At 61.3% G+C, this 24,602-nt stretch carries 18 protein-coding genes and 1 pseudogene; 3 read left to right on the top strand and 16 right to left on the bottom strand.

Going from position 1 to position 24,602, the window contains the following annotated elements; all coding sequences use genetic code 11:
• Window positions 1–116 precede the first annotated feature (116 nt).
• From CNX70_RS03490 to pilM, 7 genes and pseudogenes are all read right to left on the bottom strand, one after another.
• Complete coding sequence (locus CNX70_RS03490; protein WP_096238256.1) at window positions 117–1,253, bottom strand: deoxyguanosinetriphosphate triphosphohydrolase; 1,137 nt, start codon at window positions 1,251–1,253, stop codon at window positions 117–119.
• Between the two features lie 2 nt (window positions 1,254–1,255).
• Window positions 1,256–2,875 carry a bifunctional shikimate kinase/3-dehydroquinate synthase AroKB gene (gene aroKB, locus CNX70_RS03485; RefSeq protein ID WP_096233467.1) on the bottom strand — a complete coding sequence of 540 codons (1,620 nt, stop codon included), beginning with the start codon at window positions 2,873–2,875 and terminating at the stop codon, window positions 1,256–1,258.
• 102 nt (window positions 2,876–2,977) lie between these two features.
• Window positions 2,978–5,203 carry a hypothetical protein gene (locus CNX70_RS03480; RefSeq protein ID WP_167389605.1) on the bottom strand — a complete coding sequence of 742 codons (2,226 nt, stop codon included), beginning with the start codon at window positions 5,201–5,203 and terminating at the stop codon, window positions 2,978–2,980.
• A 97-nt stretch (window positions 5,204–5,300) separates the two neighbouring features.
• Window positions 5,301–6,626: pseudogene (locus CNX70_RS03475) on the bottom strand (type IV pilus secretin PilQ); the annotation flags it as partial.
• Between the two features lie 98 nt (window positions 6,627–6,724).
• Complete coding sequence (locus CNX70_RS03470) at window positions 6,725–7,747, bottom strand: pilus assembly protein PilP (protein WP_157750889.1); 1,023 nt, start codon at window positions 7,745–7,747, stop codon at window positions 6,725–6,727.
• A 16-nt stretch (window positions 7,748–7,763) separates the two neighbouring features.
• On the bottom strand, window positions 7,764–8,327 hold the full coding sequence (locus CNX70_RS03465; protein ID WP_167389604.1) for a PilN domain-containing protein: 564 nt from the start codon (window positions 8,325–8,327) through the stop codon (window positions 7,764–7,766).
• Window positions 8,328–8,332: 5 nt separating this feature from the next.
• Entirely contained in the window at window positions 8,333–8,974 is a 642-nt protein-coding gene (pilM, locus tag CNX70_RS03460) for a pilus assembly protein PilM (protein WP_096233456.1), read from the bottom strand.
• A gap of 292 nt (window positions 8,975–9,266) precedes the next feature.
• Here pilM and CNX70_RS03455 point away from each other — a divergent pair, with 292 nt between their 5' ends.
• A complete protein-coding gene (locus CNX70_RS03455; protein ID WP_096233453.1) occupies window positions 9,267–11,612 on the top strand; it encodes a penicillin-binding protein 1A in 2,346 nt (781 codons plus the stop codon).
• Window positions 11,613–11,678: 66 nt separating this feature from the next.
• Here the strand turns inward: CNX70_RS03455 and cyaY are convergent, their stop codons facing one another.
• Window positions 11,679–12,008, bottom strand: a complete 330-nt coding sequence (gene cyaY / locus CNX70_RS03450) for an iron donor protein CyaY (protein ID WP_071079755.1) — start codon at window positions 12,006–12,008, stop codon at window positions 11,679–11,681.
• Between the two features lie 40 nt (window positions 12,009–12,048).
• On the opposite strand from cyaY, the gene lptM reads away from it, so the two are divergent.
• Entirely contained in the window at window positions 12,049–12,231 is a 183-nt protein-coding gene (lptM, locus tag CNX70_RS03445) for an LPS translocon maturation chaperone LptM (RefSeq protein ID WP_096233451.1), read from the top strand.
• On the opposite strand, the gene CNX70_RS03440 is transcribed toward lptM, so the two are convergent.
• From CNX70_RS03440 to CNX70_RS03420, 5 genes are all read right to left on the bottom strand, one after another.
• Window positions 12,228–12,881: a protein-methionine-sulfoxide reductase heme-binding subunit MsrQ gene (locus tag CNX70_RS03440; protein WP_096233449.1), complete on the bottom strand. Its 654-nt coding sequence runs from the start codon at window positions 12,879–12,881 to the stop codon at window positions 12,228–12,230. The genes lptM and CNX70_RS03440 overlap by 4 nt on opposite strands.
• A 9-nt stretch (window positions 12,882–12,890) precedes the next feature.
• Window positions 12,891–13,868, bottom strand: coding sequence for a protein-methionine-sulfoxide reductase catalytic subunit MsrP (gene msrP, locus CNX70_RS03435; RefSeq protein ID WP_096233447.1), 978 nt, complete (start codon window positions 13,866–13,868; stop codon window positions 12,891–12,893).
• Between the two features lie 84 nt (window positions 13,869–13,952).
• Window positions 13,953–15,104 carry a c-type cytochrome biogenesis protein CcsB gene (ccsB, locus tag CNX70_RS03430; RefSeq protein WP_096233445.1) on the bottom strand — a complete coding sequence of 384 codons (1,152 nt, stop codon included), beginning with the start codon at window positions 15,102–15,104 and terminating at the stop codon, window positions 13,953–13,955.
• A 64-nt stretch (window positions 15,105–15,168) separates the two neighbouring features.
• A complete protein-coding gene (locus tag CNX70_RS03425) occupies window positions 15,169–17,265 on the bottom strand; it encodes a cytochrome c biogenesis protein ResB (protein WP_096233443.1) in 2,097 nt (698 codons plus the stop codon).
• A 184-nt stretch (window positions 17,266–17,449) separates the two neighbouring features.
• Window positions 17,450–18,121 carry a c-type cytochrome gene (locus tag CNX70_RS03420; RefSeq protein ID WP_071079760.1) on the bottom strand — a complete coding sequence of 224 codons (672 nt, stop codon included), beginning with the start codon at window positions 18,119–18,121 and terminating at the stop codon, window positions 17,450–17,452.
• A gap of 186 nt (window positions 18,122–18,307) precedes the next feature.
• Here CNX70_RS03420 and yihA point away from each other — a divergent pair, with 186 nt between their 5' ends.
• A complete protein-coding gene (gene yihA, locus CNX70_RS03415) occupies window positions 18,308–19,051 on the top strand; it encodes a ribosome biogenesis GTP-binding protein YihA/YsxC (protein WP_096233441.1) in 744 nt (247 codons plus the stop codon).
• Between the two features lie 71 nt (window positions 19,052–19,122).
• Here the strand turns inward: yihA and CNX70_RS03410 are convergent, their stop codons facing one another.
• The 3 genes from CNX70_RS03410 to CNX70_RS03400 form a co-directional block, all read right to left on the bottom strand.
• Complete coding sequence (locus CNX70_RS03410; RefSeq protein WP_244199021.1) at window positions 19,123–20,031, bottom strand: hypothetical protein; 909 nt, start codon at window positions 20,029–20,031, stop codon at window positions 19,123–19,125.
• Between the two features lie 274 nt (window positions 20,032–20,305).
• Entirely contained in the window at window positions 20,306–23,416 is a 3,111-nt protein-coding gene (locus CNX70_RS03405; protein ID WP_096233439.1) for an efflux RND transporter permease subunit, read from the bottom strand.
• Window positions 23,413–24,585 carry an efflux RND transporter periplasmic adaptor subunit gene (locus CNX70_RS03400; protein WP_096233437.1) on the bottom strand — a complete coding sequence of 391 codons (1,173 nt, stop codon included), beginning with the start codon at window positions 24,583–24,585 and terminating at the stop codon, window positions 23,413–23,415. The genes CNX70_RS03405 and CNX70_RS03400 overlap by 4 nt, the downstream gene beginning before the upstream one ends.
• Window positions 24,586–24,602 lie beyond the last annotated feature (17 nt).

Genomic DNA, 24,602 nt, shown 5'->3' with positions numbered 1-24,602 from the left:
CCTTGTTGACTTGCTGCCATGATAGAAAAGAAGTTGCCGTACGGATATTGGGGTGATCGGGTGGGGGCCTAGATGATCATGCCAATTGACAGGGAGGGGAAATGAGGGTATCGCGCCTACAGTTCGTCGAGCGAATACAGCCGGCGGTGCTCGCGGATCGCGTAGCGGTCCGTCATGCCGGCGATGTAGTCGGCGATCTTGCGCGCCTGCTTGGTCACATCATCGCCATTGACCTGATAGTCGGGCGGCAGCAGGGCCGGTTCGGCCATGAAGCTGTCGTACAGTTCGCGCACGATGCGGCTCGCCTTGACCCGCATGCGGTTGACCTGGTAATGGCGGTACAGGTTTGCTCTTAAAAAGCGTTTCAGGTCCGTCGCGTCACGGCGCATGGCGTCCGAAAAACGGATCAGCGGGGCACTGGCACGTACTTCGTTCACATCGCGCGGTGCCGCATCAAGAATCAAGGTATTCGACGTGACGATCAAATCGTCGGCCAGGGCCGTGATCAATCGGCGCAGGGTTTCATAGATGGCGCGCCGGCCCGACAGGCCTGGGAACGCCTGCTGCACCTCGCGCCACAAGCGGCCGAAGAATTCCACCTCTTCCAGCTGTTTGATGGTGATCAGGCCCGAACGCAGGCCATCGTCGATATCGTGGCTGTTGTAGGCGATTTCATCGGCCAGATTGGTCAGCTGCGCTTCCAGCGTCGGTTGCGTGCGGTCGATGAAGCGCTGGGCCACGGGCCCCAGTTCGCGCGCATGCGCCAGCGAGCAGTGTTTCAATATGCCTTCGCGCGTCTCGAACATCAGGTTCAAGCCGTCAAAGGCGCCGTAGTGCTCTTCCAGCGTATCGACCACGCGCAGGCTTTGCAGGTTGTGCTCGAAGCCGCCGTGCGCCTGCATGCATTCATTGAGCACGTCCTGGCCCACGTGGCCGAATGGCGTATGGCCCAGGTCATGCGCCAGGGCGATGGCTTCCACCAGATCTTCATTCAGGCGCAGGTTGCGCGCGATGGAGCGGCCCACCTGCGCCACTTCCAGGCTGTGCGTCAGTCGCGTGCGAAACAGGTCTCCCTCGTGATTGAGGAACACCTGGGTCTTGTATTCGAGGCGGCGGAAGGCCGAGGAATGGATGATGCGGTCGCGGTCGCGCTGGAACTGGCTGCGTGAGGCGTGCGCCGCCTCGGCAAAGCGACGTCCCTGCCCCTGTGCCGAATGGGCCGCATAGGGAGCGAGGAAGTCTTCGGGCATCATGATCAAGCCACTCCGGCGGCCAGGGTGGCCAGCACCAGTTCATGCGGCGCCGACGTGATGCACGGGCTGCCCAGGGGTTTCAACAGGATGAACTTGATGGCACCGCCCTCGTTCTTCTTGTCCACTTCCATCAGTTCCAGCCAGCGCTCGACACCGAGGTCGGGCGCCTTGACGGGCAAGCCGGCAGCGGCGACGAGTTTGCGCAAGCGCTCCACGGCCGCCTGGTCGATATACCCCATGCGGCAGGACAGGTCGGCCGCCATCACCATGCCGCAGCCGACGGCTTCGCCGTGCAGCCAGTGGCCGTAGCCCAGGCCCGCCTCGATGGCGTGGCCGAAGGTGTGGCCGAAGTTCAGGATGGCGCGCAAGCCGCCTTCGCGCTCGTCCTGGCGCACCACGTCGGCCTTGATTTCACAGGAACGAGCGATGGCGTAGGCCAGAGCGCCCTTGTCGCGCGCCATCAGCTTGGCCATGTTCGCCTCGATCCAGTCGAAAAACGCCGCATCGATGATGGCGCCATGCTTGATCACTTCGGCCAGGCCGGCCGACAGTTCGCGCGCCGGCAGGGTTTCCAGGGTCGAGGTGTCGGCGATCACGGCGCGCGGCTGGTAGAAGGCGCCGATCATGTTCTTGCCCAGCGGGTGGTTGATGCCCGTCTTGCCGCCGACGGAGGAATCGACCTGCGCCAGCAAGGTGGTGGGCACCTGCACGAAGCCGATGCCGCGCATGTAGCTGGCCGCCGCATAGCCGGTCAGGTCGCCGATCACGCCGCCGCCCAGCGCCACCAGGGTGGTCTTGCGGTCGCATTTGTTGGCCAGCAGCGCGTCGAAGATCTGCATCAGGCTGGCCCAGTTTTTATATTCTTCGCCGTCCGGCAGGACGATGCAGATCACTTCGCGGCCATCGCTGGCCAGCGCTGCCTGCAGGCGGCCCAGGTACAGCGGCGCGACGGTGGTATTGGTGACGATGGCCACCTTGTGGCCGCTGATATGGCGCAGCAGCGCATCGGCGTCGGCCAGCAAGCCGGGACCGATGGCGATCGGGTAACTGCGTTCGTCGAGGTCTACGCTCAACAACATTTTGGATTGCTCGTTCATCGAAGGCTCTGCATGAATGACGCAGTTGGGGGAAGCTTCGCATTCGAGGCTGGCCAGCTGCATCAGGATGGTCTGAACCATCGATTGTACGTTAGGACGGCCCGTGTCGATGACAATGTCGGCCACTTCCATGTAATGGGGCTCGCGCTGCGCCGTCAGCTCTTCCAGCTTCCTGCGCGGGTCGGCCGTCTGCAGCAGCGGACGATTCTTGTCATGGCTGGTGCGCGCCAGGATGTTGCTGACGCTGGCGCGCAGATACACGACCGTACCCCGTTCCTTCAGGTAGGCGCGGCTGTCGGCATTGAGGATGGCCCCGCCGCCGGTGGCCATGACGATGCCTTCCTGGGCGCTCAAGTCGCGAATGACCTCGGCCTCGCGCCGGCGAAAGCTGGCCTCGCCCTCGATTTCAAAGATCCACGGGATGGTCGCTCCCGTGCGTGCCTCGATTTCGTGGTCGGAATCGACAAAGCGCAAGCCCAGCTTGCGGGCCAGAATGCGCCCGATGGTGGTTTTGCCTGCGCCCATGAGGCCGACAAGGAAAATATTACTGTTGGAAATTTCAGACACTTTTTATATCAATCAGAAAATAAGCGGGCACCGCCTTTACGGCGCCCGTTTCCCCTTGCGTCAAGGACAGGAGAATGTCAGTCTAAACGGGTAACTGGTGGCGTTACCCAGCGGCGTCGTCACTGTTACATTAAACGTGCTGACCACATTCGCTACACAATTTGTCGGCGTCAGGCTGTTAATTGTAACGGCATGCCGGCTTCCCTGGTTACCTTGAATGTTGCCTCCGGTACGGTCATCCACGCCAAGCGTGTTGTGCGGATAGATATTTTGGATGCTATCCGGGGTGATGGAGCCGACTCCATTGATCATGTTCGTGATCGCGACAGTCGTCCCGGAAGGCATGGGGTTTTGATGCAAATCGCTCAATCGCAGGCTGAATTGACGCACTGCAGAGGCCGAAACGCTCCCCAGATCATAAGTGCTGCGATCCAGGCTTACCTGGGCCGACTGATCAAACAGCGTGACATTGTCGGCATGACTACCGCTTAAAAAGATGGCGATCTTCGCGAACAGCGTCTTGCTGCCGTCCGAAGTGCTGGCGCAGACGGTTGCCAAGCCTGGCCACAGGCTGTCGGGCGTGCCGCCATTGCTGACGTCATTGCAGGGCGTGACCGGCGGATTGGTCGCCACGCGCGGGTTCTGGCTGCGAAAGTCGACCGAGCAGCCGCCGTTCATGGTGGTGCAGCCGCCCATGCTGGACGAGCCGATGGCGCCCAAATTGCTCTGAAATGCCACTGGCGTGCCGTCAGGAACGGGGTTGCCCGCTTGATCCGCCAGCAAGATAGTGACGGTTGTGGCAGGGGTGCCTACGGGGCTGTCATACGACCAGCCTTCCACGCTGGACTTGACGGCGCTGAGCGAAAACGCTGTTTGCACCGGCAAGCCGGTGGAGACAAGTACGGAGTCGGACAAGGTGGAGACGCCGGAGGCCAGGCTGGCCTTGACGCGGAAGGTGGTCGGGGTGGTGCCGGAATTGACGGTCGTGATGACTTCGCCGTTGGCTTTGCTCGTGTCCTTGTCTTTATTTAAAGTCATGCCAGGGCCATTAACCAGCTCAAACGTGACTTCCTGGCCCTCCAGCGCTTTGCCGAAGGTATCGACGACGCGGAATGTGAGAGTGGCCGTTTCCATGCGCGACAGACCACCCTGGCCTTTAATCACGATCGATTTTCCTACCGGACTGACGGCGGAAAACTGTACCGATGCCGGCGCGACGCGGCCGATCGGCAGCGTCGCGTGATACATGGAAGCGCTGCCCATCACTGTGGCATTGACCATATCATAGTCATTGCAGCCCAGGTCGCGGAAAACAGCTGTGGCCTTGCCATTGACTACCGGCACGCCGCTGGTCACGCTAGCCTTGCCGACCTGCACGCAAGTCGAACTGAAATTGACCGTCTGACCTGATCCCGTGTACAGGCTGGTACCAGCCATGACATCGACCGTGACGTTGGTGGTGCCATAGGCCGCGATGCTGGCGGGCGAAAACCGCATGTTCTCCACACTCAGGTCGGTCGCTCCCAGCACATAATTGATCTGACTGCTGGCGACGGCGCCATTGGCCGTCGTCGTCGCCTGCAAAGTGGCCGCGCCGCTGGCGGACAGGCTGAATGGCCGCAGCGTGATGCTGGCCGTGCCTGTCGCATCGGTCAGTGCCGTTCCTACCGATGGTGACATGACGGCCAGGGTGTTGTCAGTGGAGAACGCGACCAGGGCGTTGGTGATTGGCTTGCCGTTCAAATCGGTCACCAGTGCCTTGGCTGTCAGCGGCGTGGCGCTCGACAATGCATTGCTGGCGCTATTACCGTTCAGCAAGGAAAGCGTCATTTTGGCGCCCGCAGCCTGCGCCGCCTTGACTTCATAGCTAGCCTCTCCGGTGACCATGGCGGTGCCCGCCGCGACAGTGGCCGTCAGCTTGCCCGCACCGGTGACCGTCGCATTCAAGGCCGAGACAGTGATGCTGGCATAGCCTTTGGCGTCCGTCAGCGCCGTGCCATTGGTCGACGACAGCTTTACCAGTGTGGGATCGGAAGCGAAAGTGACGACCGTATTGCTGATCGGAGCACCATTTTTATCGACCACCAGCGCCTTGGCCGTCAGCGGCGCAGTGCTGCTTAGCGTACTGCCAGGCTGGTCGGCTGCGTTCAACAGGCTCACCGTGACCGTCGCGGCCACGCCGCCCGTCGTACCACCGCCATTACCGCCATCAATGGTCGGATCACCGCCACCGCCGCCACACGCGGCCAGTACCGTGCTCAAGACCAGCAAAGCCAGCCAATTCAATGCCCTACTCCAAGAAGTATTGCCTAAAGAGAAATTCCGCATAGTCGCCATCAGTCCGCTTTCGTTTGCATTGTTACTTAAACGTAAAGATGTGACATTAACGTGTTGCTGGCCGATCTGCCACTATTTTCGGCGTAATAAACACCATCAGTTCCGTTTTTTCTTGACTGCGGCCCGTGCTGCGGAAAAAAACACCGAGCACGGGGATGTCGCCCAGCAGCGGCACCTTGCTGTCCGTGCCCCGTTCGGACTGCTGATAAATGCCACCCAGCACCACCGTGCCGCCGTCTTCCACCATCACCTGCGTGCGCACATGCTTGGTGTCGATGGCGAAGCCGGAACGCGTTTCCTGGCCCACGCTATCCTTGTTCACATCCACTTCCAGCACCACGTTGCCGTCCGGCGTGATCTGCGGCGTCACTTCCAGGCGCAGGTTCGCCTTGCGGAACGTGATCGAGGTGGCGCCGCTGCTGGTAGCCACCTGGTAGGGCAATTCGATGCCCTGCTCGATCAGCGCCAGCACCTTGTCGGCCGTCACCACGCGGGGGCTGGAAATGATCTTGCCCCTGCCATCGGCTTCCAGCGCGGACAATTCCAGGTTCAAGAAGCGGTTGGCGGCCGCCGAAAACAGGCTCAGGGCGAAGCTGGCCGGTTGCAAGCCATTAATGCTGGCAGCCGGCAAGTTGACGAATTGCGTGTTCGGCACGAAAGCGCTGCTGCCTGCCACCGTTTGCCCCGTCGCCTCGCCCACGCCCTGATACGTGCCGCCGATGGCCGCGCGGCGTCCGCTGCCGCCCAGGGAAAAACCGGGCAGTTGGCCTGCTGCCAGGCGCTGGTCCGTAAAACCCAGGCGCGCGCCCAGGTTGCGGCTGAAACTGTCGTTCGCCTCGACGATGCGCGCCTCGATCATCACTTGTCGCGTTGCAATATCTGTCTTGGCGATCAGCTGACGGATCTGCTCCAGGCGCGCCGGCACGTCGCTGACGAACAACTGATTTGTGCGCGGCTCGATCAGCACGCTACCACGGCGCGACAGCAACCGGCTACGCCCTTCCCCCGCATCGAGGCCGAACACGCTGCGGAACGCTTCCGCCTTCTGGTAATTGAGCTGGAAGATGGCTGATTGCAAGGGTTCGAGTTCCGCGATCTGCGCGCGCTGCTCCAGTTCCAGTTTTTCGCGCGCCAGCATTTCCTCGCGCGGCGCGATCCACAGCACGTTGCCATTGCGCCGCATGTCCAGTCCCTTCGCCTGCAACAGAACGTCGAGCGCCTGGTCCCACGGCAAGTCGCGCAGTCGCAGCGTCAGGTTGCCCGTCACGCTGTCGCTGGCGATGATGTTTTGCCCCGACGCATCGGCCAGGATGTGCAGAGCCGCGCGCACGCCCACGTTCTGGAAATCGACGGAGATTTTCTCGCCGGCATACAGGCGCGGCGCCGTCACCTGCACCACCGCCTCGTCACCGGCCAAGGCGGCACCATGCAGCAATAGCCAATACATCGAACACATCCACACAGACGGCTTCATGGCGTGGCCTCCGGCACACTGGCCCTGGCGTCACCCGGTTTTTGCAGGGACAGGCTGCCATGCCGCTCGCGCCACCCGCCACCCGCGTCCGGCAGCAACTCGTTGTACTGCAGCGCCTGTTCGCTGATTTGCGTGACCCGGCCGTGGTCTGGCCCCAGATACTGGCCCACCGCTACCCGGTACACGCGCTGGCCCGCCAGCAGCAACGCGCTCAGGCGGCCAGACTGCTGCACACTGCCGACCATGCTGATGGCCGGCAAGGCGACGCTTTCCAGCGGCTCGCGCACGCGGCGCGGGTCGGGTCCGGCCACGCCGCCATGCTGAGCCGGTGCGCTTGCCTCCAGCAAGGCACCAAAAGGGTCGGCCAAGGCAGCGGCCGCGTACGGCTGCGGCGCGACAGCGGCAAGCGGGCGCCATGCTGGCGCGCCGGTCTTTGGAGGCAATGCCGCTTGCGCCGCCAGCTCCCCCGCTGCGGGCAAGCGATACGCGTGCAGCACGGCATCGAGGGTCAGCAAGCGATCCTTGCCCAGGGTCAAGGCCAGCTCATGCACCGTGACGATGCGCGCCAGGCGCGCCAGGTCCGCCAGCAACGCGCCCATGGCGTGATAGCCGCCGCGCAACTGTATGGCGATCGGCAAGGCGACATACGGCGTTTGCGGCCGGGCCGCGCCTGGTTTGAACAGCGAAACTTGCAGGCCGCGCGACTGGCCTGCGGCGTTAATGTCCGTCAACAACAGCGCCATCGCCTGCGGGTCGGGCAATTGCCGTTCCAGCTGGGCCAGCTCGGCGCCAGCCTGGCGCCGCTGCGCACGCCACTGCGGCAACTGGCTCGCCCTGGCTTGCGCCGCCAGATACCCGGCGCGCAAGCGGCCCTCCTCTCCTTGCGCCACCTGCACGGCGGCCACCAGTCCAGCCAGCCAGGTGGCGTGCAGCAGCGCGGCCACCAGCGTACCGGCCAGGGCAGCGCAAGCGAGGCGCGCGGGCAGCGGCCACAGCGACGCGGTCTTCAAGCTCAGCATGATCAACCTCCACAGACTAAGATTGCCCAGCGGGTGCCAACGCCAGCCGTATCGTCCATTCCACGGCGCCCTCTGCCGCGCGGGGCCCTTCCAGCCGCACTTCCACCAATGCCGGCCGGGACCAGGGTGCTGCCTGCTCCAGCGCCTGCAGCAATGCTGCGACCTTTTCCTGCGAAATGGCATGCCCTTGCAGGCGCACCATCGCCGATTCCTGGCGCACACTGTGCAAAGCCACACCGGCCGGCATCGCCCGCGCCAGCGCGTCCAGCATGCGTACCCAGGCATTGCGTTGTTCTTGCAAACTGGCAATGGCCTGCTGGCGCAGCAGCAGCGCCGCCGTCTCGCCCTGCACCCGCTTGCCGGAGACGAGGACGGCATTCACCTGCTGCATGGCATGGCGCAAGCCCTCCTGGCGGCGCAGCTGCGCGTCGAGCTGCTGCTGCAGCCAGGTGCCTGCCGCCAGGGCCAACAGCAATCCCAGCAGCGCCCCACAGGCCAGTTGCCACAGCAGCAGCTGACTGCGCCGGCGCCGTACCGCCTGGCGATGCGGCAACAGGTTGATGCCTGGCACTTGCGCCACGGCCGTCATCGCGCGTACCGGTGCAACGCCAGCCCCCAGGCCAGCTGATAACTGAGGCCGCCGTCCGGCAAGGCTTGCCAGCCACCCTGCGCGAGTGCCGCCTGCAGGGCCAGCGCCTCGCTATCCATGACGACGGGCGTCAAGCCGGCCGCCGTAGCCGCATCGAGGCGGCGCTGCACGCTGGCGCGCCGCGCCGCCACCAGCAGCACTTCGATCTCCTGCTGCGTCTGGCCGGCAAACGGTGGCGCCGGCCCCAGCTGGTAAAAATCCAGGCTGGCGTCTTCCAGCGCAAACGGCATGTATTGGGCCGCTTCCAGTTCCACCAGGATTTCCAGCTGTTCCTCCGGCAAACCGGCGGGCAGGCGGATCGCATGCGTGATCAGGGCCGTGGCCGGCATGGCCAGCGCCACGCGGGTGCAGGCGCTGCCACTGTTGCGGCATGCCAGGCGCACGGCGCTGGCCAAGCCCTGCGGATCTTCGACATGACCTTCAAGCATCACTCCTGCCGCCAGCGCGGCGCTGCCGCTATGCCGGCATGACAGTTTTCCCCGCCGGCGTCTTAACTCGACCACGCGCACGGCATCGTCCGCCATGTCGACGCCCAGCAAACCGATGCCAAGAAAACTGCGGATGGATATGTTTTTCATAGAGAAACGTCAGCGTGGGAGGGGTTGCTGCCATCCGCAAGCCTAGTCCTGGCAGCGCTGGCTTGTAAACGGATTTCACGCTGTTGTCTGCGGCGCGCGGCGCCTATCTGGCCCGGCCGTGATCTGGCGCAGAATAATTGTTACCAAATCCTGGTTGCCAGCGGGCCAATACACGCTTATATAGAGTATCGACAAGTTTCCACACTCCCCCAGGCAAGCGCCACGGCGCGCTGCCACCCCGGCAAGCTCGCTTATAATTGGCCGGCATAATTAACCGAAAGACATACGACGCATGACATCTTCAAACTCCGCTGGCTCCGCTGGCTCGAAGCCGCCCACCAAGGGCAGCAAACCCAAACGTTTTCTGCTGATGGCACTGGTATCGCTGCTGGGCCTGGGCATCGTCGGCGTCTTGCTGGTGGTCTTTGGCCTGGCCATGGCCTATCCGAACCTGCCGGCGCTCGATACCTTGACCGATTACAAGCCAAAAATGCCGCTGCGCGTGTTCACGTCCGACAGTGTGCTGATCGGCGAGTTCGGCGAAGAACGGCGCAACATGGTGCATATCAAGGATATTCCCGATGTCATGAAGAAAGCCGTGCTGGCCATCGAAGATGACCGTTTCTATGAACATGGCGGCGTCGACTATCTGGGCATCACGCGCGCGGCCCTGCACAACCTGACGGGCGGCGCCAAGCAAGGCGCCTCGACCATCACGCAACAGGTGGCGCGCAATTTCTTCCTGTCCAGCGAACAGACCTTGAAGCGCAAGGCGTATGAAGTCTTGCTGGCATGGAAAATCGAGAAAAACCTCAGCAAGGACCAGATCCTCGAAGTGTATATGAACCAGATTTATCTGGGACAGCGCGCCTACGGTTTCGCCTCGGCCGCGCAAATCTATTTCGGCAAGAATATCCAGGATCTCACCGTCGCCGAAGCGGCCATGCTGGCCGGCTTGCCGAAGGCGCCGTCGGCCTACAACCCCGTCGTCAATCCGAAACGCGCGCGCATGCGCCAGCAATACATTCTGCAGCGCATGGCGCAGCTGGGCTACATCACGCCGGCGCAGTTCGAAGAAGCGAAAAATGAAGAGCTGAAAGTGAAGACCGACAGCAGCGCCTTCGGCGTGCACGCGGAATACGTGTCGGAAATGGCGCGCCAGCTGGTCTACGAGCAATTCAAGGAAGACACGTATACGCGCGGCCTGAACGTCTACACCACCATCACCAAGGCCGACCAGGACGCCGCCTACATCGCCTTGCGCAAGGGCGTGATGGATTACGAGAAACGCCACGGCTACCGCGGCCCGGAAGCGTATATCGAGATTCCGAAAACCAAGGCCGAAGCGGACGACGCCATCGAGACGGAACTGGCCGATCACCCGGACAGCGACGACATCATCGCCGCCATGGTGCTGCAAGCATCGCCCAAATCGTTGCAGGCAGTCACGTCGGCCGGGGAGGAAATCACTATTACCGGCCCCGGCCTGACCTTCGGCGCGGCCTGGCTGTCGGAAAAAGCGGCGCCGAACCGCCGCATCAAGCGCGGCGCCGTGATCCGCGTCATGCAAGAAAACAACGCCTGGGTCTTGACGCAGATGCCGGAAGTGCAATCGGCGTTCGTCTCGGCCAGCACCACCGACGGCGCCATTCGCGCCATGGTGGGCGGCTTCGATTACAACCGCAACAAGTTCAACCATGTCACGCAGGCGTGGCGCCAGCCCGGTTCGGCCTTCAAGCCCTTCATCTATTCCGCTTCGCTGGAACGGGGCCTGTCGCCAGCGACCATCATCAACGATGCGCCGATCTCGTTCGACGCGGGCCAGACGGGTGGCCAGGCGTGGGAACCGAAGAACTACGACAGCAAATACGATGGCCCGATGACCATGCGCAAGGGCTTGATGAAATCGAAGAACATGATTTCCATCCGCATCCTGCACAAGATCGGCGCCAAGTATGGCCAGGAATACGCGACGCGCTTCGGCTTTGACGCAGACAAGAACCCGCCGTACCTGACCCTGGCCCTGGGTGCCGGCAACGTGACACCGTTGCAGATGGCGGGCGCCTACGCCGTGTTCGCCAATGGCGGCTACAAGATCAACCCGTACCTGATCGCCAAGGTGACCGATAGCGATGGCAATATCCTGTCGCAAGCCAAGCCGGACCTGGCGGGCGAGGAAGCCAACAGAGTCATCGACGAGCGCAATGCTTTCATGATGAACAGCATGCTCAACGACGTCGTGCGCTTCGGCACGGCCAACAAGGCCATGGCCTTGAAGCGCCCTGACCTGGCCGGCAAGACGGGCACCACCAACGATTCCATCGACGCCTGGTTTGCCGGTTACCAGGCCAAGCTGGTGGGCATCGCCTGGATCGGCTACGACCAGCCGCGCAACCTGGGCAACCGGGAAACGGGCGGCGGCCTGGCCTTGCCGATCTGGATCAGCTACATGGCGAAGGCATTGAAAAGCATTCCCGTCGAGGAACGCGCCGTGCCGGAAGGCCTGATCCGCGTGGGCGACGAGTATTACTATGCGGAAAATCCACCGGGCACGGGCGTAGGCAGCCTGGAAGGCGCGGCGCGCGGCACGCCGGAAGAAGAAAAAGCGAAAGAAGCCGTCAAGAACGAGTTGTTTTAAGCTCGTTTGATGCAAAAAGGGCAGCCTGAAGAGGCTGCCCTTTTTTATTGCGCGCGGCTAATACAATTACTTCAGCACCACGGGCGCACCCGCCTGCTCGCTGGCCATGCTGGACAAGGCCGCAAACAGTTCCGAGCCGTCGCGCGTGTTGATCCATTCATCGCCCACGCGCTTGTAGTGAAAACCGCCGGAACGGGCCGCCACCCACATTTCGCGCATGGGGGCCTGGCTGTTGACGATGATTTTTGTGCCGTTGTCGATGAATTCGATTTCCAGCACATTGCCGCTGCGGCTGCATTCGACGTCGAGCACGTCTTCATCGTTCAGCCGGTCCAGCGCCGTGGCGATCTGGGTCAGGGTGGCTTCGGCCAGGGCCAGGAATTCCGATTCGCTCATGCTACACTCCAAAGATCTTAATCAAACCGTGATTCTAATCGTGAAGTCATCCTCAGCGTTTTATATCGGCACCGCCATTGTGGTTTCCAGCGTCATGGCCGGCTGTGGCCAGCCCGGCCCCCTGTACCTGCCCAAGCCGCCGACGGCCAAGGGTGCGCCGACAAAAGGCCCCGTCGAACCGGCGCCCGTGCCGCCGCCACCCGTGATCGTGCCAGCAACTTAAGCAGAATGCACCGGGGTGGCTGCCTTCGCCATCCTGGCGCTTTTGACGCGTTTATTCCAGGCAAAAGCCACGCGAATTAACAACAGTAGCGCGACGATGCTGCCGAACAGGATCGGTTGCGCGAAATTATGCTTGCCCGCCTTCATCCACCAGAAGTGCAAGATGGCCAGCGGGGCAATGACATAGATCAGCCGGTGCAGCCACTGCCAGCGCTTGCCACCGAGGCGCTTGACCATGCCATTCGTGCTCGTCACGGCCAGCGGAATGAGCAAGATAAAGGCAACAAAACCCACCGTGATGAACGGGCGCTTGAGCACATCCTTCCACATTTCCTGCACATCAAAAAAGTGATCGAACCATAAAAACGTGGTGAAGTGCAGCGCCGCGTAGAAAAACGCGAACAGGCCCAGCATGCGGCGCAGCTTGATCAGCCAATTCCATTGCGTGAAGCGCCGCAAGGGCGTGACAGCCAGGCTGATGCACAGGAAATACAGGGTCCAGTCGCCCGTGCCGCGCGTGATGAATTCCAGCGGCTCCACCAGCTGCCCCGTGTACGTCAGCCAGACCATGCGCGCGAATGGCAGCAGCGCCAGCAGAAAAACCAGGCTTTTGAAGAGCGACAATTGTCTCGGCGTGGGGTTGAGGGCCATGGTCTTTCCTTAAAAGAACTTCTTCAGATCCATGCCCGCGTACAAGGAAGCGACATCGTTGTAGCCGTTGAACATCAGGGTCTTGCGCTTGCGCGTAAGAAAACCGTCTTCGCCGATGCGCCGCTCGGAAGCCTGCGACCAGCGCGGATGATCGACGTTCGGGTTCACATTCGAGTAAAAACCGTATTCGGACGGCGCCGACAGGTTCCAGGATGTGCGCGGCTGCTCCTTGACGAAACGGATCTTGACGATGGATTTGGCCGATTTGAAACCATATTTCCACGGCAAGACCATGCGCACGGGCGCGCCATTCTGGTTCGGCAAGGTTTCGCCATACATGCCCAGGGTCAGCAGCGCCAGCGGATGGTTCGCTTCATCGATGCGCAAGCCTTCCGTATAGGGCCACTGCAGCACGCGGCTGCCCACGCCCGGCATTTGCTTCTTGTCGGCCAGGGTGATGAATTCCACATACTTGGCATTGCCCGTCGGTTCGACCTTCTTGATGATTTCCGAGAAGGAATAACCGACCCACGGGATGACCATCGACCAGCCTTCCACGCAGCGCAGCCGGTAGACGCGCTCTTCCAGCGGCGCCAGTTTTAACAGCGCATCGAGATCGAGCGTCATGGGCTTCTTGACCTCGCCTTCGATGCTGACCGTCCACGGCCGCGTGCGCAAGGTGCCCGCGTTTTGCGCGGGGTCACTCTTGTCCGTGCCGAACTCATAGAAATTGTTGTAGCTGGTGGCGTCTTTATAGGCCGTCTGCTTTTCCAGCGCCGAATAGGCGGGATTGAGTTTGGCAGCCAGCTTGGGATTGGTGCCTTGCGCGAACGCTTCGCGGCTGGCCATTTCCAGCAAGGCCGCACTGGACATCGAGCCCAGCGCTACTTGCTTGATGAAGCTGCGGCGCGATTCAAACACGGCGCGCGGCGTGATTTCGGAAGAAAACGGCAACTCAATGCCGTTGGGACTGCGCTTGATCAACATGGCGGCTCCGGAAAAAGGTGATTGGATATACCTTACACCAGTTTTTCCGGGCCGTTCATGACGCTTCTGTCATGCAAAAATCAATTACAACTTGCCGTAGGAATGGAGTCCAGAAAGGAACATATTCACGCCCAGGAAGGCAAACGTCGTCACCAGCAAGCCCACCAGCGCCCACCACGACGCGACGCGGCCGCGCAAGCCCGTCATCAATCGCATGTGCAGCCAGGCTGCATAGTTGAGCCAGACGATCAGCGCCCACGTTTCTTTCGGATCCCACGACCAGTAGCCACCCCACGCTTCGGCCGCCCACAGGGCGCCCAGGATGGTCGCTACCGTGAAGAAAGCAAAGCCCACGGAAATGGCCTTGTACATGACGTCGTCGAGCACTTCCAGTGACGGCAGGCGGTCGACCAGGTAGCCGCTCGACTTGAGCAGATACGCCGCCGCCACCATGGCCGACAGGGCGAACGTGCCGTAGCCGATGAAGTTGGCCGGCACGTGGATCTTCATCCACCAGCTTTGCAGGGCCGGCACCAGCGGCTGGATTTCGGCCGCGTCGCGCGTGACCGTGTACCACATCAGGAACACCACGGCTGCCGAAATGACCAGCATGACGAAGGCGCCCAGCTGGCGCGTCGCATAATGCTGCTCGTAGTACAGGTAGAACATGGCCGTGATCAAGGAAAACAGGATGAACACTTCATACAGGTTCGACACGGGAATATGGCCCACGTCGGCACCGATCAGGTAAGACTCGTACCAGCGCACCAGCATGCCCGTCAGGCCCAGCACCACGCCGGCCCAGCACAGCAGGGAGCCGACGGACGAGCCGAATTCCGAGCGCGCCACCAGGCCGATCCAGTAGAACAGGGTCGACAGCACGAACAGGGTGCCCATCCACAGGATGGCGGATTGGCTCGACAAGATGTATTTGAGGAAGAATTTCTGGTTCGCCATCTCCAGATGGCCTGCGTACAGCTCGATGGCAAACAGCGACAGCACGGCCGCCAGGGGGATCAGCCAGCGCACGGGCTTCCAGTACCAGCCCAGCCACGCAAACGTGGGCGCCGCAGCCAGAAGGATGGTCTTTTCATAGATATCCATGAAGGCGCCGAAGCGCATCAGGCCGAACAGGGAGGCCGCCAGCAAGCCGGCGCCATACAGCCAATCGATCAGGCTCAGGCGCTTGAAAAATCCTGGTTCCTGCGTATATATTTGCTTGTTTGCCAATTCCATCATTTTCTCCATTCCCGGCGACGCGCAAGCGTCCCGAAACTCAGCCAATCCAACTCAGCGCAGCTTACGCCGATTGCGGCAGCTTTGCCTTCAAAGTCTCAAATTCTTTTTCAAAATCCAGTGTCTTGCGCTGCGTGCTCATGGCCATCAGCGCTTCGCTGCCGCCTTCGCCATCCTTGATCCACACCCACAGGCGGCGCTCGCGGATATAAAACATGGAAAACACGCCGATCACGAGGAACAGGCAACCGAGGTACACCACGCTCTTGCCCGGCGAACGCGTCACTTGCAGCACGGACGCCTTGACTTCCGTGAACTCGTCGAGCTGCAGATACACGGGCGCGCCATAGAAGAAGCTGTCGGACAGCGCATTCGTGGCCAGCTGCAGGAAGCGGCCGTGCTTGTCATCGGCCTCGATGGCTTTCAAGCCATCCTGGGCGCGCGCCGCCTGCCACAAATCCCACAGGCTGCCATTCAAGATCTTCATGAAGATATCGGCCGCTTTTTCTTGCTCGGCGGCAGGAATTTTCTCCAGGAAACGCGAAATGGCGAGGAAACCGCCCTCTTGCCCATTGCCGGCAAAGATGCCCAGGCTTTTCGCCGCCGATTCCTGCAACTGGCCGCGCAGGGCTTCCGCGTTCGCCTGCGGCATGGCGCGGGCCGCATAGCGCGCGGCAGCTTGCTGGCGCAGCGCGGGATCTTGCAGCGCGGCACGCAAACGCATCCATTCCGTCACGCTGTAATTATCATCGACGGGAATGCGCAGATAGCTGAACGGGTCGCTGGGGTTGACGCGCATGCCGGCCAGAAACACCGTCGTGCCATCTACGGTGACAGGCTGCATGTAATTCTGGTACTCGCGCGCCTGGCCCGTCTTGTCGCGCAATTTGTATTGCACCGAGGGACCGACGTTCTTGAGATCCTTGTTGTTCGCGTTCTTTGCGGCCGAACCAAGGCGTTTATCGAGACCGACGGCAAATTTATCGTTGAAACTTTCCGCCTTGCTGACGGCGCGCACATCCTGGCCGGCGCTGAGGTTTTCCACGTTGAAGGGGCGGAAACCCGACCATTCCACCGTGTAGGAATTACCATCGCTGCGCTCGAGCGGCGTGCTGCCGCCCACTTCGCCGCCGATATCGAAGCGTTTCGTCGTCTTGCCCGTCATGGGAAAACCCGTCAGCTTGAGCTTGCTGCCGCCATCCTCAAAGCTGGACTGGTACAGGGCCAGGCCCTTGTACAGCAGCGGCTGGTTGACTTTGATGGTGGCTGGGAAACTTTCACCCGTGACATGGTCGGTGATGACGACATCGCTGGCGAACAGCTTCGGCATGCCCGTGCTGTAGAAATCGATGTGGAATTTTTTCAGCAAAATCGTGATCGGCAGATCCTGGATCAGCACGCCATCGGCCTGGGGAATGATGGCCGTGTTGCTCGACGAGCCTTCCGGGATCATGGTGTTGCCGCGGAAAGTAGGATTTGACAGACTCAAACGGTGCTGGGCGGGAATGTCGGCGATCACGCCGCTGCCGGAAAACGGCGTCTTGCCAAAGAACCATTGCTGTACGCGGATCGGCATTTCCGAGTCGAGCAAGCCGCCCACGCAAATGATGACGATGGCGCCGTGGGCAAAGATATAGCCCCATTTATTGGCCGCGCCGCGTTTGGCCGCCACCAGGGTGGCGTTGTCCTTCTCGACCACTTTGGCCGCATAGCCGCTGTCTTTCAGGCGCATCACCATCTGCTGTGCCAGCACGGCGCGCGGCAGCGGCACCTGCCATTCCATCTTGTGATGGAAATTGCGCAACGATTGCTCGCGCACATTGTCGCGCCAGCTGCGCATATCCTTGAGCATCTTCGGCGCATTGCGCACGATGCACAGCGAGGTCGAGGCGACGAGGAAACCCATGATCACCAGGAACCACCAGGCCGAATACACGGAATACAGGCTCAGCTTGTCGAAGATGGCGAACCAGAACGGACCGAACTGGTTCACATAATTGGGCATGGGCTCGTTCTGCTTGAGCACGGTGCCGATGATGGAGGCGACGGCGATCAGGGTCAGCAGGCTGATGGCAAAGCGCATCGACGAGACCAGCTCGACAAATTCAGCCAGGCTGCGGCGTTGGGTCTTTAACTCGATTCCGGTCGTGCCTGTGCTCATACGTGGATACTCATACGGGATATGCAATCTTCAAGAAGTGTGGCATGGAGCAGATAGTTTCTGCGCGCAAGGCGGCAGCATACTCCAGTTTTGGCCCCTGCCATAAAAAAGGGCAGCCTGTTGAGACGGCCGCCCTGGTTCATGCGCGATGGTGCGCTTGGCAATCTCTTGCCACTATGAAAACTTACTTCAGGCCGGCGATGTAATCGGCCACGGCGGCAATCTCGTCATCCGACATGCGGGCGGCGATGGTGTGCATTTGCGCGCTATTCTTGCGGGCATCAGCCTTGGTGCTGCGGAACATGGTCAGCTGAGCCACCGTGTAGTCCTGGTGCTGGCCGGCGATGCGCGGATACTGGACGGGAAGACCATTGCCCGTCGCGCCATGACAGCTGGCGCAGGCAGCAACTTGCTTGGAAGCAATGCCACCGCGGTAGATTTTCTTGCCCAGGTCAATCGTATCCTTGTTTTTCGCGGCGCCCGGCTTGGACAACTGCGCGCCCAGGTAAGCGGCGATATTCTTCTTGTCAGCGTCGCTGAGCATCTTCGCGTATGTCGTCATGACGGGCTGGTTGCGCTCCGGCGTGGTGAAATCGACCAGTTGCTTGTAAATATAGCTTTCGTGCTGGCCGGCCAGCTTCGGGTTGACCGTGATGGTCGAGTTGCCGGCCGCACCATGGCAAGACACGCAGGCAGGCAAGCCGCGCGCCGCATCGCCGTCGGCGTACAGGGTAGCGCCCTTGGCGGCATCGGCCTTGACGGCCGGTTTCGGTGCTTCGACCGCGGAAGCAGTTGCCGATACAGCCAGCAAAGCGAGCAGCATGGATTTGAACAACGGTGAAAACGCACGATTCATTCAGGCACCCTGAGACAGTGAGAAATTAGTGGTGGACATTGCCGCGCTCCTGAGATTTTTGATTTATTTTCAGGGCCGCAAGCCGCATCGCTGCTACGCCGGCAACAATTAACAATCCCTTATTGTACAATAGCTTCTTGGCGTTATCGCTCCCTTATCGCTCCATTTTGTTGCTTTACTACTCCCATGTCAAAACTCTGGCAAGCCCGCTTCTTTACGACCGTCAACCAATTGCGTGACCTGCCCGATACCACGGTGCCGGAAATCGCTTTTGCCGGCCGCTCCAATGCCGGTAAATCGACCGCCATCAACATCTTGTGTAATCAGAAAGGCTTGGCGTTCGCCTCCAAGACACCTGGCCGTACCCAGCACATCAACTACTTCTCCATCGGCGGCGCCCACGTGGCGCAGCACCGCAAGGATGCCACCATCGTCGAAGAGATCGAATGCCTGCTGGTCGACTTGCCTGGCTACGGCTACGCGGAAGTCTCGGGCTCGGCCAAATTGCACTGGCAGCGCCTGCTGGGCGACTACGTGCAGCGCCGCGAGCAATTGGCGGGCCTGGTCCTGATCATGGATTCGCGCCGTCCGTTCACCGACCTGGACGTCCAGATGCTGGAATGGTTCGCCCCCACGGGCAAGCCGATCCACTGCATCCTGACCAAAGTCGATAAGCTCAACCGCAATGAATCCGTGAACGCGCTGCGCCAGGCGAAAGCCAAGCTCGACAGCTATGTGGACGAAGACGGCATCGGCTTTCCGTTCACCGTACAACTGTTTTCCGCATTGAAGCGCGTCGGCATCGACGAAGCGAATGACAAGATCATGGAACTGGCCGGCATCAGCGAAGATGGCGCGGCCCAGATGGTCGAACTGATCGACATGGAAGACGACGTCGAACCGGAAGCGGGAACCGACAAACCGGCTTGATTCACATCAACGCTGCGTAAAAAAAAGGCTGCCCGTTCACACGGTGCAGCCTTTTTTGATTGCGCTGGATGTTAGCGCCGTCCCGGCCCTGGCCGCTTCTCCGAAAAGAATTCCTGGCGCAGGAAGGCGCTCAGTTCGGCCGTGTCTTCCACGCGGGCGCTGAGGTTGACGTTGCGCCCCAGGCGCCGCGATTCCCACACGAAGTCGCCGGGCTTTTCGGCGCGGATCAGCTGGATCATCTTCTTGATGATGGCCGTTTCGATATCGGGTTCATTACCCAGTTCGACTTTTTCCTGCTTCAGCCAATTGCGCTTGAAGTTGCCATTCCAGCCCTTGAACTTGACTTCGGCGCTGAACGAAGTCTGGTTGACGATGGAAAACACGCCGCCCGAATCCTCGCGGTCGCTGCCCGAATTGCGCCCCTGTGCGCCGGCGATATTCGCCTTGGCCACGCGCATGGCGCGGTCGTTCTCGCTTTCCTCGGCCGGCGGCGTGGGGTTCTGCGCCTCACGCTGCTTGCGGCGCTGCTCGATCATCGAGCTCATGTCTTCAGCCGGCGGCGGCGGCAACGGCACTTTCGATACCAGCGGCGGCGTGAATGTTTCCAATTTTGGCTTGTCGCGCGGCACATCCTTCGTCACCACGCGCTTGCTCGGGGCCGGCGGCGGTTTCACCTTGGCCACTTTTGTGTCCTTCGGTTTCGGCGTGGGTTTCGGCTGCGGCTTCGGTTGCGGCTTGTCCTTCAGGGGCGCGATGTAGACCATCGCGCTTTCCTTCTTCGGCGGCGGAATCTTTTCAATCGTGTCGCTGCGAAACAATGCATACGCCGCCAGCAGCACGTGCAGCAAGACGGACACGCCGAGCGCAACCTTGCGCGTGGTGCTGGTCTTGGACCCGTAGGCCGGCAGTGGCTGGATCACTTGCCCGCAGGTGGGGCAAACATCGGAATCGGCAGCCAACAAATGGGTCGTGTCATGCAAAATGAATCGTGCTTTCTGTGTAGCGAAGAAATAACATTACAGGGCAGCCATAGTGCCAGAGTCCCTTGCTTTTGGGAACACTTCCTCGGCCTTTCCAACCCGAAGCGTACAGGATAGCGACATTCCTTGCAGCGCTGACCAGAGTACCCGAGCCGTCTCTTGACGGTTGTTACCGTATGTATCACTACCCATACAAAACCGGCGCCCCATTCACGCAGGAATGGGGCGCCGGTCACGGGTCAACGGCTCAAAGGGCAGCGGGCAACGCAAGCGCTCAAGCCTTGTTGTCGAGTGCCACCAGTTGCTCGTCCGTCACCGGCCCCGTGCCGCTGTACTTATCCAGGAATAAATAGATGACGGGGGTGATGAACAGGGTAATCACTTGCGAAAACAGCAATCCGCCGACCACGGCCAGACCCAGCGGCTGGCGCAGCTCGGCACCGGCGCCCAGGCCCAGGGCGATCGGCAAGGCGCCCATCAAGGCCGCCGCCGACGTCATCATGATGGGACGGAAACGCAGGATGCAGGCCTGGCGGATGGCTTCAGGCGGGCTCATACCCTCGTTGCGCTGCGCATGCAGGGCAAAGTCGATCATCATGATGGCGTTTTTCTTGACGATACCGATCAGCATCAAGATACCGATGATGGCGATCATGGTCAGGTCCATGCCGAACAGGCGCAAGGTCAACAGCGCCCCCACAGCCGCCGACGGCAAGCCGGCCAGGATGGTCAGCGGGTGGATGTAGCTTTCATACAGCACGCCGAGCAGCACATAGATCACGGCCAGCGCGGCGATGATGAGGATGATCTGGCTGGACTGGGAATCCTGGAACACGGCCGCGTCGCCGCCGTAGCGCGTGATGATGGAGGCCGGCAAGCTCATGTCCTTGCCCATCACGTCGATCTTGCCCGTGGCGACACCCAGCGGCACGTCCGGTGCCAGGTTAAAGGAGATCGTCACGGCCTGCAACTGCCCCTGGTGATTCACGGACGTGGGGCCAATCGTGCGTTCCACGTAGGCAATACTCGACAGTTTCACCAGTTCGCCCGACTTGCTGCGCACGGACACGCGCGTCAGCGCATCGTCATACTGGCGATCCGCCGTGGCCGCTTCCAGGATCACGTAATAGCTCGCTGCCGACGAATAAATGGTCGACACTTGCCGCTCGCCAAAGGTGCTGTACAGGGCCGTGCGGATATCGGACATTTGCACACCCAGCAGATTGGCCTTGTCGCGGTCGATCCGCAGGGACGCCTGCAAGCCCTTGATCTGCGAATCGCTGGTGACGTCGCGGAACGCGGGATCGGCGCGCATGCCAGCAATAAACTTTTCCGCCCAGTCATTCAAGGCATCGGGACTGACGCTTTGCAAGGTGTACTGGTAGCGGCTCTTGCTCTGGCGTCCGCCCAGCTGCAAGTTTTGCACGGGACGGAAATACACGGCCATGCCGGGCACGGTACTCGTCGCGCGGCGCAGGTTTTCCAGGACCACGGGCATTTTCGGCCGTTCGCTGCGCGGTTTCAGCACCATGAACATGCGGCCCGTGTTGCCGCCGCCGACGAACGAGGTCACATCCTGCACGCTGGGGTCCGCCTTGAGTACGGCCGCCACGCGCGCTTGCAAGTCCTGCAATGCCGCCGAGGAAATATCCTCCGACGCTTCCGTATTCACCTGGATCTGGCCCAGGTCTTCCTCGGGGAAGAAACCCTTCGGAATGGTCGCGTACAGCAGCACCGTCAGCGCAAAGGTACACACTGCGATGAACAGCACCACGTTGCGGTGCGCCAGGGCCTTGTCGAGCAGATGCACATATCCGTTGCGCAACTTCGTGAACCCCGCCTCGAAGTGGCGGCCGATGAAGGACTTTTCGCCATGCGTGGGGTCGCTGTCATTGTGTTCGCGCGAGTCGGCCGGCAGGAAGCGGCTGGCCAGCATCGGCACCAGGGTCAGCGACACGATGGCCGAGACGAGGATGGACAGCGAGACGACGACGGCAAACTCGTGGAACAGCAAGCCGATCACGCCCGGCATGAAGAAGATGGGGATGAACACGGCCACCAGCGAGACAGAAATCGAAATAATGGTGAAACCCATTTCCTTGGCGCCCACCAGAGCCGCCTGGATCGGTTTCTTGCCCATCTCGATATGGCGCACGATATTTTCCAGCACCACGATGGCATCGTCGACCACCAGGCCCACGGCCAGGGTGATGCCCAGCAGGGAGATATTGTCGAGGCTGTAGCCAAGCCAGTACAGCAGGGCCAGCGCACCGAGCAGGGAAATGGGCATGGTGACGGCCGGAATGAAAGTGGCGGCCGCGCGGTGCAGGAACAAAAAGATCACCAGCACCACCAGGATCACCGTCAGGGCCAGGGTCAGATTGACATCGTGGATCGCTTCGCGGATCGAGACGGAACGGTCGTTGACCAGGCTGATCTGGATGGAGGCAGGCAATTGCGCCTTGAAACCTGGCAAGAGTTTGCGCACGGCATCGACCACTTGCACCGTGTTCGCATCCGGTTGGCGCTGCACCAGCAAGGTGATCGAGCGCTCGCCATTGAAACTGCCAGCCGTCTTGGTTGACTGGAAACTATCTTCCACTTCGGCCACTTCCTTCAGCCGCACGGGCTGGCCATTGCGCGTGGCGACGATGAGTTCGGCAAAATCGGCCGCCTTCATCATCTGCGGGTTGCCCTGGATGGTCAGCGTCTGGCTGGGGCCGTCGAGGATGCCCAGCGGCGAATTCGTGTTCGAGGCGCGCAGGGCCTGGGCCAGCTCGTCCATCGTCAGGTTGCGCGCGTTCATCAGGTCGGCACGGGCACGCACGCGCACGGCGAAGCGTTTCTGGCCATTCACGCTGACCTGGGCCACGCCAGGCAAGGTCGACAGGCTGGGCGCAATCAGGTTTTCCGCATAATCATTCAGATCCGACAAGTTCAGCGATGGCGACGTCATCTGGATGAACAGCACCGGCGCATCGGCCGGATTGACTTTGCGGTAGGACGGCAAGTCCGTCATTTCCGTCGGCAACTGGCGCTGCGCGCGCAGCAGGGCCGCCTGCACGTCGACGGCGGCCTCGTTCACATTGATGCTGGCGTCAAACTCCAGGGTCAGCGACGTATTGCCCAGGGTACTCGTCGAGGTGATCAGGCTCAGGCCGGCAATCGTGGAAAACTGCTTTTCCAGCGGCAAGGCCACGGAAGACGCCATGGTCTCGGGGCTGGCGCCGGCCAGGTCGGCGCTGACGTTGATGACGGGCGTGTTATAGCTCGGCAAGGCCGCCACGGGAATGTGGCCATACGCCAGCACGCCGGCCAGGATGATGGAGAGGGACAGCAGCACCACCATGACGGGGCGGCGGATGCTCAGTTCGGACAGGTTCATGCTGGCTTGCCCTGCGGTGCGGCAGCGCCATCGGCGGCCTTGTGTTTTTCCGCCAGGCGCACCTTGCCACCAGGACGCAGGTTCTGCTTGCCGTCGACGATGACTTGCTCGTCGCCGGTCAATCCGGTGACGACGGCATTCGGGCCGAACGCATACACGCGGGCAATCTTGCGCACCTTGGCCGTATGATCGGCTTCCATCGAATACACGAAGATGCCCGTGGTATTGGTGATGATGGCGTTTTGCGGGATGACCAGCGCATCCTTGAGCGTGCGCACCGTCAGCTGCGTATTCACATACTGGCCAGGCCACAGGTCGGTACCGCCATTGTTGAAACGGGCCTTGACCTTGATCACGCCCGTGGCGGGATCGACGGCATTGTCGATGAAACTCAGTTTACCGTCGAGCTGCTTGCCGCCGGCATCGGCCAGCAGCGCCTTGACCGCCACCTCGCCCGCCTTCTGCGCCGCCAGCAAGCCCGACAGACTGCTTTCCGGCAAGGTGAAGACCACATCGATCGGGTCGAGCTGGGTGATGCTGGTGAGCGAAGTAGTCGGCTGCACCAGGCTGCCCGCGTACACATTGATGGCGCCCACGCGGCCCCCCTGCGGCGCGCGCAGGACGGTGTAGCTGGAATCGACCTGGGCGGCGCGCAAGGCGGCCTGGTCGGCGGCCAGCAAGGCGCGTGCCGCATCGAGCTGGCTTTGCAGGGTATCCACGGCGCCCTGGGCGATGAAGTTCTTGCTCAGCAAATCCTGGCTGCGTTTGAGCTGGCGTTCGAGGTCCAGCACCGAGGCGCGGTCACGCAATACTTGCGCCTGCGCCTTGTCGACATTCGCGTGCTCGCTGCGGGCGTCCAGCGTAAACATCAGTTCGCCCTGTTTGACGAACTGGCCTTCGCGGATGTGCACCTTGGTGATCGTACTGGTCGTCTGTGGATGCAGGTCGACGCTGCTGATGGGCGTCACGCTGCCATTGGCTTGCAGCAGCATCGGCACATCCTGGCGCACGGGCGCGATCACGCTCACGGTGGTCGGTCCCTGTCCGCCCTTGCCCCCTTTGCCATCCTGCCCACCGGCCGCTTTGCCCGACTGATGATTGAAATACCAGATGCCGCCACCGATACACAGGGCCGCACCCACGAGGATTGCCAGGCTAGTCTTTTTCATTGTTCTGTCACGCTGTT

Source organism: Janthinobacterium svalbardense, from assembly GCF_002327145.1.
GTDB classification, from domain to species: Bacteria; Pseudomonadota; Gammaproteobacteria; order Burkholderiales; family Burkholderiaceae_D; genus Janthinobacterium; species Janthinobacterium tructae.
The sequence above is the reverse complement of the archived record's forward strand: the minus strand, read 5'-3'. Positions and strand labels throughout refer to the sequence as shown.

Excerpts from the sequence above, each read along its gene's own strand:
- CNX70_RS03490 (WP_096238256.1), bottom strand. The coding sequence starts at position 1,253 with ATGATGCCCGAAGACTTCCTCGCTCCCTATGCGGCCCATTCGGCACAG.
- aroKB (WP_096233467.1), bottom strand. The coding sequence starts at position 2,875 with ATGGGCGCAGGCAAAACCACCATCGGGCGCATTCTGGCCCGCAAGCTG.
- CNX70_RS03470 (WP_157750889.1), bottom strand. The coding sequence starts at position 7,747 with ATGCTGAGCTTGAAGACCGCGTCGCTGTGGCCGCTGCCCGCGCGCCTC.
- pilM (WP_096233456.1), bottom strand. The coding sequence starts at position 8,974 with ATGAAAAACATATCCATCCGCAGTTTTCTTGGCATCGGTTTGCTGGGC.
- CNX70_RS03455 (WP_096233453.1), top strand. The coding sequence starts at position 9,267 with ATGACATCTTCAAACTCCGCTGGCTCCGCTGGCTCGAAGCCGCCCACC.
- cyaY (WP_071079755.1), bottom strand. The coding sequence starts at position 12,008 with ATGAGCGAATCGGAATTCCTGGCCCTGGCCGAAGCCACCCTGACCCAG.
- CNX70_RS03440 (WP_096233449.1), bottom strand. The coding sequence starts at position 12,881 with ATGGCCCTCAACCCCACGCCGAGACAATTGTCGCTCTTCAAAAGCCTG.
- msrP (WP_096233447.1), bottom strand. The coding sequence starts at position 13,868 with ATGTTGATCAAGCGCAGTCCCAACGGCATTGAGTTGCCGTTTTCTTCC.
- ccsB (WP_096233445.1), bottom strand. The coding sequence starts at position 15,104 with ATGGAATTGGCAAACAAGCAAATATATACGCAGGAACCAGGATTTTTC.
- CNX70_RS03425 (WP_096233443.1), bottom strand. The coding sequence starts at position 17,265 with ATGAGCACAGGCACGACCGGAATCGAGTTAAAGACCCAACGCCGCAGC.
- CNX70_RS03420 (WP_071079760.1), bottom strand. The coding sequence starts at position 18,121 with ATGAATCGTGCGTTTTCACCGTTGTTCAAATCCATGCTGCTCGCTTTG.
- yihA (WP_096233441.1), top strand. The coding sequence starts at position 18,308 with ATGTCAAAACTCTGGCAAGCCCGCTTCTTTACGACCGTCAACCAATTG.
- CNX70_RS03405 (WP_096233439.1), bottom strand. The coding sequence starts at position 23,416 with ATGAACCTGTCCGAACTGAGCATCCGCCGCCCCGTCATGGTGGTGCTG.
- CNX70_RS03400 (WP_096233437.1), bottom strand. The coding sequence starts at position 24,585 with ATGAAAAAGACTAGCCTGGCAATCCTCGTGGGTGCGGCCCTGTGTATC.